Below are 14,193 nucleotides of genomic sequence, written 5' to 3' on the forward strand. Positions count from 1 at the left end.
ACCGGCTACCGGTCGGCGACGTCGGCGCGGGGTGATTTCCGTTCCGGCGGCCGGTGACCTCGTGCACGGTTCATACTGGGCACCAGGCCGCATATGAGGGGGAACCGAAGCCATGACACGGTCGGGAGACGGGGTCCAGCCGCCGCGGCGGGTCGCTGATGTGTCGTCCGCCCGCTGGATCGAGGAGAACGTCGGCGGGTTCGACAGCGGTGTCCATGCCCTGCTGCCGGCCGGGTTCGAGGCCTACGTACGGTTGCTGCATCCCAGCGAGCCGTCGGACGGCCGGTTCGAGCGGTGGTGGGAGGTCGCCCAGCGGTCGGGCCGCGCGCTGCACCCTCTGGCGCGCTTCGAGGAGGTGGCCGGCCCGGGTGATGAGCCACCGTGGCAGGGTTCGCTGCCCGAACATGTGCTGGCCGCACTGTGCCCGGTGCTGGCAGCGGAAACCACCACACCGCGGCAGTGCCTCTTCGGGCTCTGGGAAGGCTGGGGCTGGTCCGATGACCACGGGCCGATGGTGCAGTTGAGCGGACGCGCCTACTCGCTGTACGAGGGGCCGATCGAGGCGGCGATGGCCACGGGAGACCGGAGCGCGGGGGTCTTCTTTCCGCAGTCGCCGAACCTGTGGTGGCCACGGGACCGGGCCTGGTGCGTCGCCACGGACGTGGATCTCGACTCCACCTACATCGGTGGGTCCGCCCGCCTGGCGCAGCAGCTGGCGGGCGCGCCGGACATCGAGGTACTTCCGGCGGCGCTCGACGACCGGCTCGGCTAGCCGCTCGTCGAGCACCTCTCATAGGGTTCCGGTCCATGCGGTCAGCGCTTCTTGCAGGCGTTGATGCGGACCGTCGCGCTGGTGTGCTTCACCTGCTTGGTGTGCGGGGTGTACCCGGGCGGGAAGGTCACCACGCCGACCGAGTAGCCGGTGTACTTCTGCCGCTTGATGCAGCGGCGCGCGGCGTTCTGACTCACCTTGTTACGTCCGGCGTTGACCTTGGCGCCGCTCTGCTTGTACAGCGTTCCGTTCTTGTACAGGCCGACGCGGAGGGCCAACTGCGCGACCGACTTGGTGCACTTGATGTCGGCAGTGACGTTCACCCTGTGCCGGTTGTCGGCGTGGGCATGGTGGGAGTAGTGCGGGAGGTGCGTGGTGATCTTGCAGGTGATCACGTCACCGCTGCGGGCGTCCACCGTGCGTACGGTGGTGGCGCCGGTCGCGGTGTCAGGCCCCGCATCGGCCGTCGAAGCGCCGGCGGTCCCCACTCCCATGGTCAGTGCGAGCACGCCGGTCAGCGCACCGGAAAGCAGCGTTCGCTGTACGGTCCTCATGAATCTCCCCCTGTGTAGCGCCCGTTGGGGCGCACTGCTGATGCGCCGTCACCTCACAGTGGCCGTTCCGAGGTCCGGCGCGCTGGCCACATAATTCCGCATCAGGGTGACGGGCGCAGGCATATTGCCCATATACCGCCGTGGGCGTGCTGCTCGGCAGGGATCACCCGTTTCATGGGAAACGGCATCCTCACCGCTGAAAGAACTCCAGCACGCCCTGCGCACCGGCGGGGGAGATCATGATCTCCATGATGCCGGCGGATTCCTGCGCGGCGGCGGCGCCACGTTCGAACATCGCGGTCTCGTAGCTGCTGAGGGCGGCGCGGCACGCTGCGCTCCCTCGCCCACCACACCAGGGGGGCCGCTCTCCGGCACGAGGGTTCGCCGACCTGCTCGCCGGGCGGCCGCACCTCGGCCCGCACGCGCTGGCCCACACCGAAGCCTCATTTGCCGCGCTGCACGGGGCTCCCGGATTCGACGACATCGACACGGTCCTGCCCGTCGTCGACGCGGTGAACGCCTACCTGGTCGGGGCGATCAGGAAGGAGATCTCCGTATTGCGCGCCGAACGCGTCACCGGCATGGACGAGAAGCAGTGGCAGCGCGCCGCCGCTCCCTACCTCGGCCGGATGCTGGCCACCGGCCATTATCCGACGCTGTCCAAGGTCGTCCAGGACGCGGCCCATCCCGACGCGGAGACCACCTTCGACGCCGGCCTCGACTACCTTCTTGACGGTATCGCCGCACGGATCGCCCGCTGAGGACTGCGGGCGGTTGTTGTCGGCCCGATCCCTTTGCGCCCCGGCCGCGCGTGCGGACACGTCATCCGGGTCCTGCACGTCTTGAGCCCCCCTCACGAGCCCTGGGTGACCGAGCTGCGGTCGGCCGCCGCTGACCGCTCGGGGCGGCTCGTACGGTCCGCGGCGCGTGCGGTGAAGATGCCGATCGCGCAGAGGACGGCGAAGCCGAACAGCAGCCATCGCGCCGAGCCGAGCATCGACGGCCCGCCCAGACTGACCAGGACGCCGGCGACCGCCGTGCCGAACGCGGTGGACATCGTCGTCACGGTGGCGATCGCCGCGGCCGCCTGCCGGCCTTCCGCCGGGTCCGCGGCGGCCGTCATCGCGGCCACGGACAGGTGCGGGTAGGCGATCCCGATGCCCGAGCCGGCGACGCACAACACCGGCACCCAGATGACCACCCACCAGATCGGCGCGTTCTCGCGCAGCAGCAGCCCCTGGAGGAGGAAGCCGAGCGCAAGCAACACCGGGCCGATGGTGCGCAGTCGGCGCACAGTGCGCTCCCGGACCGCCGAGGAGCTGCCGATCTGGGTCAGCGACCACCCGAGGGAGACGGCCGCTCCGAAGAAACCGGCCACGAGTGGGGGCAGCCCGGCCAGTCGTTGGCCGAACAGCGGGACGAACGACTCGACCGCGACGCCGAAGGCCAGCAGACCGAGCGTCAGATAGACCCACTTCAGTGCGGAACCCGCACGGTATGTCGCGCCGGGGAAGACCCGTCGCTCGCTACGCCGCTCATGGGCGACGAATCCGACGACCAACAGCAGCGCCACCGCGAGGCCGGCTGCCCTCGCCGCGATGTCGTGCAGGACGCCCGCCACACTGACGGCCGCGGTGGCGGCCGTGACCAGCATCGACGACATGACCGGCACCGGAGCCGCCGCGCCGTTGCGTTCACCTCGGGGCAGCACGCGGGGCACGGCCGCGCCGCACACCGCCGCGACCCCCGCCATCAGGACGAACGCCAGGCGCCACGAGCCGAATTGGGCGAAGAGGCCACCGAGCGCCGGGCCGACGAAGTTTCCGACGCCGTACATCGCCGACATCAGCGCATTGCCGCGGGTCCAGAGCCGACGTGGCAGCGCGGACCGGATGACGGCGAAACCCAGTCCGGACAGCAGCCCGGCACCGAGTCCTTGGAGACAGCGGCCCACCAGCAAGACCGGCATCGTCGGACTCGCCGCACAAGCCAGTGAGCCCACCAGAAACAGGGCGAACCCGACGAGGTAGGCACCGGCACTCCCCCATCGTGCGAGGAACCGGCTGACGAGCATCGTCGCGATCACCATGGCGACCAGGTAGAGCGTCATGTTCCATGCGTAGAAACTCTCGCCCCCGAGATCGGCCACCGCCGTGGGCAACATGCTCGACGCCAGGTAGATATTGACCGCGCCGACGAGCACACCGGCGGCCAGTACCACCGCGGCCCCGCGATGCTCCGGGCCCAAGAGCTCCCGCCAGCGGGGCGGGGCAGCGAGATCGGGAGTCCCGCGATCGCCTCCTTCAGTTCCTTCAGCTCCATCAACTACATCGGCGCGAGGGAAGGCGTCTTGCGTTGAGTCAGGGAGGGCGTCTTGCGTTGAGTTTCGGATGTGGTCGGCCTGCCCGGCGCTTTCGACGGGCTCCGGCTCCACGGCAGGCCTCGGACCGGGCAGTTCGTTGTTGTCGGGAGTCATGACTTCAAGCGTTCCATTGAAGTGGGCCCGGAGACTTTGTGCCGTATCTGGCCGACGGGGCAGGGCCGATGGGCGGATAACCCTCAAACCGCGGGTTGAATCCGCGGTGGCCCGGCAGGAGGCATGGATCGCATGGATGACATGGATGGCATGGATGCCCTGAACGGCTGCGGGGGGACGGGCCGGGTCGGCCGGTGCGGGACCGGGGCCGGTGCGGGGCCGGCCCCGGTCGTGGTCAGCGGGCGGTTTCCCGCTGTCGGCGCCATTCGGGGGCCAGGACCGACCAGACCTCCATGTCGTGTCGTACGCCCCGGTGCGGATAGCTTTCCCGCTGCACTCCTTCGCGCACCATGCCGAGCCGCTTGGCGACATTGATACTCGGGGTGTTGGCCGAGGCCGCGATCCACTCCACGCGGTGCATCCCGCGCTCCTCGACAGCCCAGTCGACGATTACCCGGATCGCGCGCGTGATCAGCCCGCGCCCGACCGCCGACTCCTCCAGCCAGCAGCCGGCCTCGCAGCTGCCGAACGTGACATCGAACGTCACGAACAGGACGCCGCCGACGAGTACCCCGTCACTCCAAATGCCGTAGAGACGACCGCTGTCGGCCGCTGCCTTGTCGGCGTACCTCTGCAGAAATGCCGTGGCGGACGCGAGATCGGTGGCGCGGTCCGGCAGCGCGACATACTGGCCGATGTACTCGCGGCCCCGGTCCATGTGCGCGAGGAACTCCCCGGCATGCCACGGCTCCAGCGGCCGCAGCTCGGCACCGTCGTCACCCAGCGATATCGCAAACACCTGGTTCCCCCTGCACGACACAACGCATACCCGCCGGCTCCATTGCCGCACGAACCCGGCACGAACGGCGCCGGCTCCAGCCGCTCGTGCACTGCGCCGGAATAGTCCCACACAGGTGCAATCACCGGCCCCGCCTGCCCTTTGCGGCCCTCTACCCTGCTGCGGTCGCTTGCCGTGCCCGCGGGATGAGCGTGCGGCGGAGGAATCGGCGGGGACTTCCGCCATGCCGGTCGGCAGTGAAAGAACCGGCGTTGGGGGCCGTGTCCATGGGCCGTGTCCATGAGCCGTCGCCGTTATCCACAGGCAGAGCCGAGTGTCAGTGGCGCGTGGCACGATTCTCACATGTCTGCAGCTCCGCCGCTCATGCCGCCCACCGATCCCAACAACTCCACCCTCTACCTGGACTGGGCGACACTCCATGCGCCTGCGGCGGAGGACGAGGCGCGCGCCCTGCTCGCCCTGATCCAGGAGAACGGCTTCGAGATTTACGAGAAGCCGGGCCGCTTCCTGGACCGGGTCAAGTACCGGGCGCGGGACCTCCCGGCGGAGCAGTTGCCGTGGTTCTGGGACATGACCGGGCATCGCATCGCCCGACGGCAGCCGCGCCATGCGGCGAAGGCCTACGGTCTGGCCCGCGCGGCGGAGGAGGAGCACGGCCTGCCGGTCGACGAGCTCTACCACCGCGAGAACACCCTGCTCTTCGCCCGCTTCGGCGCCCTGCCCTCGACGGTGCCCGCCGCCCACCAGCGCCGTCTGCACGCCACACTCGAACCCCGCACCGCCCACCAGGAGTTCCTGCGGCTTCTGCAGGCCATCGCCGCCGGGGGCGCCGCGCTGCCGAAGGATGCGCACCGAAGGATCCAGGCATCGGGCAAGGCAGCCGGGCTGAGCGCGGAAGACGGCGCGCGGGCACTCGGCGACCTCCTCGCCGCCGCGAAGGGCACGCCTCTCCCGGACGGTCTGCTGGAGGGCGCCGCCCGGGTCTTCGCAACGGTGCCCCCGGAGCCGACGGCGCGCCAGGCGCTGGCCGAGCTGTTCCCGACCTCGGCCACCGACGGCGGCGCATGGCTGCGGCTGCTGGCGGCGACCGGTATCGACGAGGCCATGGCCGAAGGGCGGATCGTCCCGGCCGGCGGGGCGGCGGCATGGCTGAGCGACTTCGCCCGCCACTATTCCTTCCTGAAGACGGGCCGTGCCATCCGGCCGCAGGCCATGCCTCCGGAGCTGTTCGCCCTGGTGCCCCGCATGGCTCCTCGGATCAAGGCGGATGACACCCCGCTGTGTCTCCACCAGACACGGTTCCGTCGTCCCCGCTTCGACGCCGATCTCGTCGACCTGTGCCTGGCCAACGGGCTGGCCGTGGCGGATCCGGGGCCGCGGGTCGAGTTGGAGTTCTGGGGGAAGGAGTCCCGGCGCGACATGCGGGCGCTCGCCGCCGATCCGGTGCTGGGAGTACGGCTGGCCGGTACCCGCTATGCGCCCAAGCCCCCGCCCACGGGCGCACCGCGGCTGCCCCTGCGCGAGGGGGTGGATCCGGAACTGCACGCACGGGTGACCCGTCTGCTGGACGCCCTGGCGGAGGGCGGGCTGGGCGCGGCGCAGGAGGCGGTGGCGGAGCTGGACACCGTTCTGAGCCCGCCGGCGATCACCGCACTCGACGGCATCGACGGCGCGCTCAAGGACCTCGACGGGCTCGGCCCGCTGCTGCGCACGTTGCGCTCGGGCCTGCCGGAAGAGCTGGGCTGGCCTGCTCTGGACGATGCCCTCGCGGAGCTCAACGGGCCTACGGAGGAAGGGCCTTGGCGGTCGACGGCGGTGCGGCCGGAAGAGCTCGGGTCATCCGGGGAAGCGCGGACCGAGGTGGGCGCGGCGGTGGCCGGTGTCACCTGCACCTGGCCGGTGCTGACCGTCTTCGCCCAGGAACGGGCCATCGCCGTGGACTTCGCCGGGCGGCGCGGCGAGTGCACTTTCTCCCTCCCGGAGGAAGCCTCGGTGCACTCCGTCTTCTACGTCGGCGGCAGCTTTCTGGTCGGCTGCTCCCCCGACGGTCACTCGACTTATGCGCGCAAGGCGTTCTGGGCCGACCGGCCCGAGGAGGTCTTCGTGCCCGCGGCGGCGCTCGGCATGGTCCCGTTCGGCGGCAGCACGGACGGGGCGCTCGGCTATCAGTTCGCCACCGCCGACGGCACCGGCCGGTACGACGGCGAACGGGTCCTGCGGCCGGGTGGACACGAGGGCATCGGCTACTTCGAGCAGCAGCTCAGTGACGGTACCCGGCTGTGGAGTTCACGTCTCTTCGGCGGCGAGCGCGACAACGGCGCCTGGCGGGAGATCGACCCGGTGACCGGAGCGCGCACCGACCGGGCCGGTCTGCCGCCGTTCCTCGCCGCCGAGCCGCCCCAGGGCCTGGTCCGCACCCATGACCTGCAGACCCTCGCCCCGCTGCCGCCCGGTGCCCCCGCCTCTCCGCTGGGGCAGGCGGACGGGTTGTCCGGCTGCCGGGTGCTGCACTGGAAGCGCAGTGCGCACCGGCGCTATCTGCTCGAGGGCATCGACGGGCGGCGCGCCGAATTCCAGGTCACCCGCCAGGGAGAGGACCCCTGGGGCATCATCCGGCTCCCCGAAGGCGGCGCCGAAGCCGTGGTGACCGAGCAGGACGCCATGCGCTGCTACTCCGCCGACGACAACTCCCTGCTGTGGCAGGTCCGGGGATTCCCCCAGCCGAAACGCCGGGGCCGGTGGGCCGGCTTCGGGCAGGACGCGCCGATGTTCCCGCCGCCCGCCTTCTGGCACTTCCTGACCCCGCGCGACACCGCGTCTTCCGGCGCCCTGCGCACCATCGGGGAGGACGGCGCGCGGGCCCTGCTGGAGACGGCCCGTACGGACGATGAGGACGCCGTTCGCGCCGCAGCCGCCCGTGTGCTGCCCGGGGTGACCCATCCGCGGATCCTCGACGGTGTGGTCCGTGCGGCGCGCGCCGCGGCCGCGGTGGCCGAGCGCCGCGAGGTCATCTCCGGCCGTGTCGCGCTGATCGGGGCGGGCGCCCAGGTCCGCCCGGCGGGCGAGGTCACCGATGTCGCGCTGCTCGCCGCCCTGCGCGAGCTGGTGGACAGGCCGTACGCCATGTCCTCCCGGCCCGGTGCGCGGCCCGCGACCGTCACGGCGCTCGCCGCCGACGGGGAGTTTCTGCGCGGCCGGATCGAGGACGGTGCCAGGAGGGTCAGCCCGCCGGCCCGGCCCCGGGACTGGGCAGTGCTGCTGGGCCACATCGACGCCGCTGCATGGCGCTTTGCCGTCGAGACCACGGCAGCGGAGGACGTCGCCGCGCTCGACGCCCTGCTGCGTACCTGGGCCGCTACACCGTTCGCCGAGCCCGGGGCCTGGCGGCTGGGCCGCGCCACGGGCGAGGCCCTGCGCCCGCTCTGCGCGGACGGTCGGGCCGTGGCCACCGGTATGGGAGACGGCCGCCAGCAGATCGCCCCGGATCCCAAGGCGCCCCTCGACCCGGCCACCGAATACCGCTTCGTCCAGCCCGCATCCGCCCCCGTGCCCGAGGCTGCCACCGAGGTCCGCATCGTCACGGTCACCCGCGAGGACGCGGCGCGCCTGCGCGCTCTGCTGGAACTGCGCACCGCTCGCGGCCCCGTCCGTATCACCCCCGAGGCGGTCGCTGCATTCGTCGCGGGCACGGGCGTCCGCCGGGCCGTCGCCGTCTGGGCCCTCGCCGGACTGCCCACCAAGAGCGATGGACGCACCGGCACCCAGCGCATGCTGCGGGCCAAGCCCTATCAGGCAACGGTCCAGGTCGTCCGGGAGGCGGAGCGTCTGGTGGCGCGCCTCGGGGCGGACGGTCGGCGGCGCGTGCTGGCGGCCGGTCCGCCTGACGACCCGGCGGAACTGTGGACACCGGGTGGCCCGGTCGCGGCGGCGGAGCGGATGGCGGCGGCATGGACGGCGCTCCTCGGCCGGCAACGCCAGGTCGACGAGGAGCTCAGCGCGGAGGTGGAACGCGAGTTGGAGCTCGACGATTCCTTCTCGTCGGAGCTGAGCGCGCCCGACGGCGGCAGCCTGCTGACGGAAGACCTGCGGCATCTGATCGCCACCGATGAATACGGCTACCCGCATGTCTACCCTGCCGCCGCCGACGGCTCCCCCGGCAAATGGCCGTCGCGCACCATGCCATACACCGGGATCGCGTCCCTGCTGGTCTGGGCACTGACCGAGCGTCCCGTGGGCGATCCATCAACGGTGGGCGTACCGGCGCTCTGCGCCCGTCTGCGCGAGCGCCTCGACGCACCGGAACTCCTCGTCGATCTGCACCGTCATGCCCTCGACACCGATGTCGCCGACGTCTTCGGGCCCGCACTCCATCCCGTGGCGGCCACCGGACCACTCCCCGACAGCCGGCGCCCGCCGGTGCTGTACGACCAGGGTCTACTCATCGTCCAGGCGGAGACGTCCCTGTCGCAGGTCTTCCTGCGCCCTGCGGGCTTCTCCGAGCGCGGCCGGTACGAGTACGCGACCCGGATCTGCACGGACCTCGGCCGCGGTGCGCTGGTCGCCGCGATCGACCGGATACGGATGCTGCGCGACGGCGTCGAAGCGCTGGCGGAGCGCGCCGCGCACACTCCCGTTCCGGTCGGCGGCTATGAGGCGAATCCGCTGCTGAGTGTGCCCGAACTGGTCGACGAGGCGGCCGCTGCGCTCGCTGTCAGCCGCGACGCCGCCGCGCTCTACCTCCAGTTGCTCACCCTGGCCCGCCCCACCGACCGCAACATCCGCCGGTGGAACGGCTGGACGCAGGCGCGGCACCGCACCGCGCAGGCGGAGCTCGTTGCCTGCCGGGCCGTGGTGGCGGACAAGCGCTCCCGCGCCGGCCGCTCGGTCTTCGTCCCCGGCGGCTGGACGGACCTCAAGGCGCCGCATCTGCCACTGGAGACCGCCAAGCTCGCGGCGTACGGCGCCATATCCACCGAACGGCGGGAGATACAGGGCCCGTTCACCCGCCTGTTGCCTCCGTGCCCCCTCCACCTACTGTTCGCCGAGGCCTGGCAGTCCACCCGGTAAACACCGGATCGCAGATTGGGCCCGTCGCAGTGCCCGCCTCTCCCCCAACCCTGCCTGTACGCGTGCAGGACGGCGCGGGTTAGGAGGGCCGGGCCACTCGCGGAGGGAGCTGGGCGGTGCAGCTGAACCCTGCACCTGATCGCAGGACGTCGGAAGGGGTGCTGGGAGGAGGGCTGAGAGAGGGCTGAGAGAGGGCCGGGAGGGGGTGGGGGGAGGGCGGGAGGGAGGGGGCTGGAAAGTCGCCCCTACGGCTGCGCACGAGGATTTGCGCGATCGCCCCTCACGGTTCGGGAATCGGCAGCGAGGTACGACCGGCATCGCCGCTCGTCGGCGGACGGCACGTGGGAGAGGCTCCTCCGTGCTCTCCAGGCCCAGGCTGATGCCACGGCTGGACCGGACGCCGTGCGGCTGCGGTCAGTAGACGATTGACACGATCCGGCAGGCGGCCTCGGCCAGGGCACGGTCGCCGTCAATGCGGGCACGGGCGAGGGCGGTGTCCGGCTGAATGCCGCGGGTGCACAGGCGCCAAGTGGTCTCCACATCCAGGCGAACGTCTGCGGCGGGAGGTTCGGTGTGCGGCTCGGCGAGCGACCAACGGTTTCCGATGGCGGTCACGGTCCAGGTGCCGCCGGCCGGGCTGTCGACCTGCACCAGGATCTGTGTCCCGACCGACGCGGCGACCGCGCGCAGGGTGTGGGGCAGGGCCCGCATGAAGGTGTCCAGAACCACGGACAGGAACCGCGGATCGGGGTCGGTGTCCTGGCCCACCGCGTGGCGGATCTGCTGGCGGTGGGTCCAGAACTCGGTGAAGTCGCGGGCGCTGTCCAGCCACATCGGCGCCGGATCGACACCGGCCCAGGACACCCCCAGCGACGGGGAGTTGAGGTCGGCGGCCTCGAAGAACTGGGTGATCTGCCCACCGATGAGGTCGAGGGTGTCGGTGAGCGCGGCCGGGCTCACCCGGCGGTGGGCGTGGACCCATTCCTGGTTGATGCGGTGGATGAACGCCTCCAGCGTCTCGCCCGGCGTGAAGGCGGGCCCGTTCTGGTGGCTGTCGCGGTCCCGGGCGAGGCGCCCATAGAAGTCGCCCAGGATGTGAGCTGCGAGATCTCGGACGGTCCAGCCCGGCACCGCCTCCCTGCCCCAGTCGGCGGGCGTCAGACCGCGCAGCGTGGCCATCAGCGCGGCCTGCTCAGGGGCGAACAGAGGGCGGGCATCGATCGGGGCACCGAGCCAGGAGTGGCTTGGCACATCACTGAGCTGGGAGTTCATGGCTCCAGCGTGCCAACCGAATGTCCCGATGGCCACCGAATACCCCATGCGGACCGATCGTGCGGTGCTCCAGCCTGAAGCCGTCAGTCAGGGCACCGCGGGACCATGATTCATCAGACCGGCCTCAGGAATGAGACCGGAGGCTCGGACCAGCGCCCCGGAAGCGGGACCCCGGCCGGTCGTCCGTCCGTCCGGCTACCAGAAGCCTCATACCGCCGGCGGACGCAGTCGGCGCGTACGGGCCGACCGGAACGGCCGGTGCGTGCGGGCCGACCGGAGCAGCCGACGTTCGCGGGCCGACCGGAGCGGCCGGCGTGCGCGAGCCGGCTTCAGTGGCCCGACGACCGTGCCCAGCACCCGCTCGGCCGGGTAGAACCCGAACTGCCGGGAATCCACGCTGTGTTGTGGGTTGTCACCGAGCAGCACCAGACTGCCGGCCGGCACCCGGGGCGGGTTGGGGCGGGCAAGGGGCGACGCGGACAGCATGGCCTCCGGCACGGGGTCACCGGGGAGTGCCGCCAGTCGCTTGATCAGCCACTGGCGCTGTCCCACCGCCCGGGCTCCGGCGCCGGCGGGCAGGGGGCCGCTCGGCCACCGTGTGTGGAGGGCGGGCCGTTCCACGACGAGTACCTGACCGCGGGTGGGACGAGCGGTGCGGCGGACGAGCACCCGGTCGCCGTCCCGGTAGGCAGGGGCCATGCTCACCCCCCGTACGGTCACGAGAACGAGGCGATGGCTCAGCAGGATGGCGGCCGCGGGCAGCAGTCCGGTGAGGCCGAGGAGGACGGCGGCGGTCGCGGCGCTCATGGCTGCCGCCCGTCATGTGCTGCGGCGGTGTCCCGGTAGCCGGCGGCTTGGAGCGCGAACAGCCGGGCGTACGCGCCCTTTGCGGCCATCAGCGCGTCATGGCTGCCGAGCTCCGCGACGCGGCCGTCGCGCAGCACGGCGATCGCGTCCGCTTCCCGCACCGCTCCCAGCCGGTGCGAGATCAACAGGCTGGTGCGTCCGCTGCGGTGGCGCTTCAACGAGGAGTGGATCTCGGCCTCGGCCTCGGCGTCAAGGCCCGACGACGGTTCGTCCAGGATCATGAGGTCACGGCGGTCCCGCAGGAAGGCGCGGGCCAGGGCGAGCCGTTGCCACTGGCCTCCGGAGAGGACGACGCCCGTTTGGGGATCGTCCCGGTCCGTTCCGGCGAAGAAGATCCGGGACAGCAGGGTGTCGTATCCGTGCGGCAGAGCGGCCAGTTGGGGGGCGATTTTCGCCCGGGTGGCCGCCGCGGCGACCCGGGAGTGGTCGGGGCTCGCGGAGATGTCGCCGAGGGCGATGTTCTCGGTCGCGGTCATGTCGTAGTTCATGTAGTCCTGGAAAACCGCGCCGAGGCGGCTGCGGAGTGCGGCCGGATCGGTGTCGCGGAGGTCGACGCCGTCCCACAGCACGGCTCCCCGAGTCGGGTCGTAGAAGCGGCAGATGAGCTTGATGAGGGTCGACTTTCCGGCGCCGTTGAGGCCGACGAGTGCGAGGGATGTGCCGTGCGGGAGGAACAGATCGATGCCGCGCAGTACCCATGGGTGGTCGTCCGAGTAGCGGAACCACACGTCTTTGAGCTCGATGCCGTGCCGTAGTGCGGGGAGCGTGCGCGGCTCCCGGGGAACGGGCAGGTCCGGCCCGGCATCGACCACGGCAGTGTAGTGGCCGAACAGCAGCAGCGCCTGATGGGTCCTGGCGAAGGCGGTGGCGAGCGAGGCAAGCGCGCTCTGCACACCGACGATGGCGGCGACGAAGATCGTGACGTCTCCGACGGAGAGCCGGCCGTCCCTGGCCGCCGCCACCGCCCACAGCAGCCCGCCCCCGGAGACCAGTGCCGCGAGCAGTCCCAGTGCGGTCTGCACCCGTGCCTCCCGCAGATCGAGGCCGCGTCGTGCCTCGTTCACGGCCCGCCGGTCGGCGACCATACGCCCACGCAGAAAGGCGCCGGTGCCGAACAGCCGCACCTCTTTTGCCGCTTCCATCCGCGAGAGCAGCGTGCTGTAGAAGAACTCGCGGCGCTCCACGGGGCCCAGGTCCCACGCCATGCGTGCGCGCAGCCGCGACAGCCACAGCTCGGCGGCCAGCACCGGTACCGAGGCTGCCGTGACCAGGAGGGTCATCAGGGGGCTGAGGACGAACAGCGAGCCGAGGAAGCCGGTGACGGTGAAGACGGAGCCGGCAACGGTGAGCACCGCGTCGAGCACCTGGCCCGGTGAGGCCCCGCCGGACTGCTGGGCGAGCCGCAGCCGGTCCAGGAACGCGGGGTCTTCGAGTCGGCGCAGACCGACGAAGCCGTCCACCGCCCGGTAGAGGCGTTCCTGCGCGGTGACGGCGACTTCCCGGCCCAGCTGCGCCCGCAGGTACTGGGCAACCTCCCCCGTCAGCACCAGGGCGACCCCGGCCGCAGCGAGTCCCATCGCGGGCCGGACGACCTGCGCGAGAGGCGCGGCATCGGCCAGTGCGTCCAGGACGAGCTTGGTCAGCCACGCGGTCGCCACGGGCAGCACGCCGGCGGCCAGGGTGAGTACGGCGTACCCCGTCAGCAGGACGGGCGCCGCTGCCGCGACCAGGGCGCAGGCCGACCGGGCCAGACGGAGCGGAGCGGACCCGTCCGGTGCGGGCTGCGGGGGTGTGCGCCGTACCGGACCGGGCGCCGCCGGCTTCGGCACGGGCCTCATGCGGCCATCGCCGTCGGGCGCTTCAGGTCCACCGCGTTGGAGGTGACCACCGGCCGGCCTTCGGCGTCGGGGCCGATCCGCAGCAGAGTGGGGTACGAATGCACCCCGAAAGCCCTGCTCAGCGCGCCGTTGGGCTCCTCGACCACCACCTGGGCGACCGGGCCGAGCGGTGCGGCGAACGCGGCGGCCTCCCGGGGCTCTCCGACCACGACGGCCAGGACACCGCGGCGCCCGCCGGGTAGGGACCGTGTGTGGGCCACGAACGCCGGCAGCTTCTCGACACAGGGGGCGCAGCCGGGCGAGAAGAACGCCACCAGCAGGTCCTCGGTCAGTGACGCCCGGGTCAGGGACTCACCTGCCTCGGTCACGGTCTCGAACTCGGCGATCCGCGTGCCGACTTCGAGGTCTGCCGAGGGGGCGCCGCGTCGGCCGGTCAGCAACCCGCTGTGTTCCCGCAGCCGTTTGACCATCGCCAGGGCGAGGACCAGGTTGAGCGCACTCAGCGCTCCGACGAACACGACCGCGGCGGTCAGGTAAGGCATATCGGC

At 71.7% G+C, this 14,193-nt stretch carries 11 protein-coding genes; 3 read left to right on the top strand and 8 right to left on the bottom strand.

The features are described from left to right. Nucleotides 1-112 precede the first annotated feature (112 nt). On the top strand, nt 113-772 hold the full coding sequence (locus SLV14N_RS01745) for a hypothetical protein (RefSeq protein ID WP_263267678.1): 660 nt from the start codon (nt 113-115) through the stop codon (nt 770-772). Between the two features lie 41 nt (nt 773-813). Here the strand turns inward: SLV14N_RS01745 and SLV14N_RS01750 are convergent, their stop codons facing one another. Further along, on the bottom strand, nt 814-1,326 hold the full coding sequence (locus tag SLV14N_RS01750) for a hypothetical protein (protein ID WP_208679397.1): 513 nt from the start codon (nt 1,324-1,326) through the stop codon (nt 814-816). A 190-nt stretch (nt 1,327-1,516) separates the two neighbouring features. Next, entirely contained in the window at nt 1,517-1,621 is a 105-nt protein-coding gene (locus SLV14N_RS01755) for an oxidoreductase (RefSeq protein WP_208688332.1), read from the bottom strand. Nucleotides 1,622-1,751: 130 nt separating this feature from the next. Here SLV14N_RS01755 and SLV14N_RS01760 point away from each other — a divergent pair, with 130 nt between their 5' ends. Beyond that, complete coding sequence (locus tag SLV14N_RS01760) at nt 1,752-2,087, top strand: TetR/AcrR family transcriptional regulator C-terminal domain-containing protein (protein WP_263273002.1); 336 nt, start codon at nt 1,752-1,754, stop codon at nt 2,085-2,087. 92 nt (nt 2,088-2,179) lie between these two features. On the opposite strand, the gene SLV14N_RS01765 is transcribed toward SLV14N_RS01760, so the two are convergent. Both SLV14N_RS01765 and SLV14N_RS01770 read right to left on the bottom strand, forming a co-directional pair. Next, nucleotides 2,180-3,574, bottom strand: a complete 1,395-nt coding sequence (locus SLV14N_RS01765; RefSeq protein ID WP_263267682.1) for an MFS transporter — start codon at nt 3,572-3,574, stop codon at nt 2,180-2,182. Between the two features lie 463 nt (nt 3,575-4,037). Then, on the bottom strand, nt 4,038-4,601 hold the full coding sequence (locus SLV14N_RS01770) for a GNAT family N-acetyltransferase (protein ID WP_263267684.1): 564 nt from the start codon (nt 4,599-4,601) through the stop codon (nt 4,038-4,040). A gap of 342 nt (nt 4,602-4,943) precedes the next feature. On the opposite strand from SLV14N_RS01770, the gene SLV14N_RS01775 reads away from it, so the two are divergent. Further along, entirely contained in the window at nt 4,944-9,668 is a 4,725-nt protein-coding gene (locus tag SLV14N_RS01775) for a hypothetical protein (protein ID WP_263267686.1), read from the top strand. A gap of 414 nt (nt 9,669-10,082) precedes the next feature. Here SLV14N_RS01775 and SLV14N_RS01780 read toward each other — a convergent pair whose 3' ends face one another. From SLV14N_RS01780 to SLV14N_RS01795, 4 genes are all read right to left on the bottom strand, one after another. After that, complete coding sequence (locus tag SLV14N_RS01780) at nt 10,083-10,940, bottom strand: maleylpyruvate isomerase family mycothiol-dependent enzyme (protein ID WP_208679401.1); 858 nt, start codon at nt 10,938-10,940, stop codon at nt 10,083-10,085. A gap of 207 nt (nt 10,941-11,147) precedes the next feature. Further along, a complete protein-coding gene (locus SLV14N_RS01785; protein WP_221174662.1) occupies nt 11,148-11,747 on the bottom strand; it encodes a S26 family signal peptidase in 600 nt (199 codons plus the stop codon). Next, entirely contained in the window at nt 11,744-13,645 is a 1,902-nt protein-coding gene (locus tag SLV14N_RS01790; RefSeq protein WP_263267689.1) for an ABC transporter ATP-binding protein, read from the bottom strand. Before SLV14N_RS01790 ends, SLV14N_RS01785 begins: the two co-directional genes overlap by 4 nt. Then, nucleotides 13,642-14,187, bottom strand: a complete 546-nt coding sequence (locus SLV14N_RS01795) for a TlpA disulfide reductase family protein (protein ID WP_263267690.1) — start codon at nt 14,185-14,187, stop codon at nt 13,642-13,644. The genes SLV14N_RS01790 and SLV14N_RS01795 overlap by 4 nt, the downstream gene beginning before the upstream one ends. Nucleotides 14,188-14,193: the final 6 nt, after the last annotated feature.

Origin of the sequence: Streptomyces sp. Je 1-4 4N24 (assembly GCF_026239515.1) — a bacterium.
Taxonomy (GTDB): domain Bacteria; phylum Actinomycetota; class Actinomycetes; order Streptomycetales; family Streptomycetaceae; genus Streptomyces; species Streptomyces nigrescens.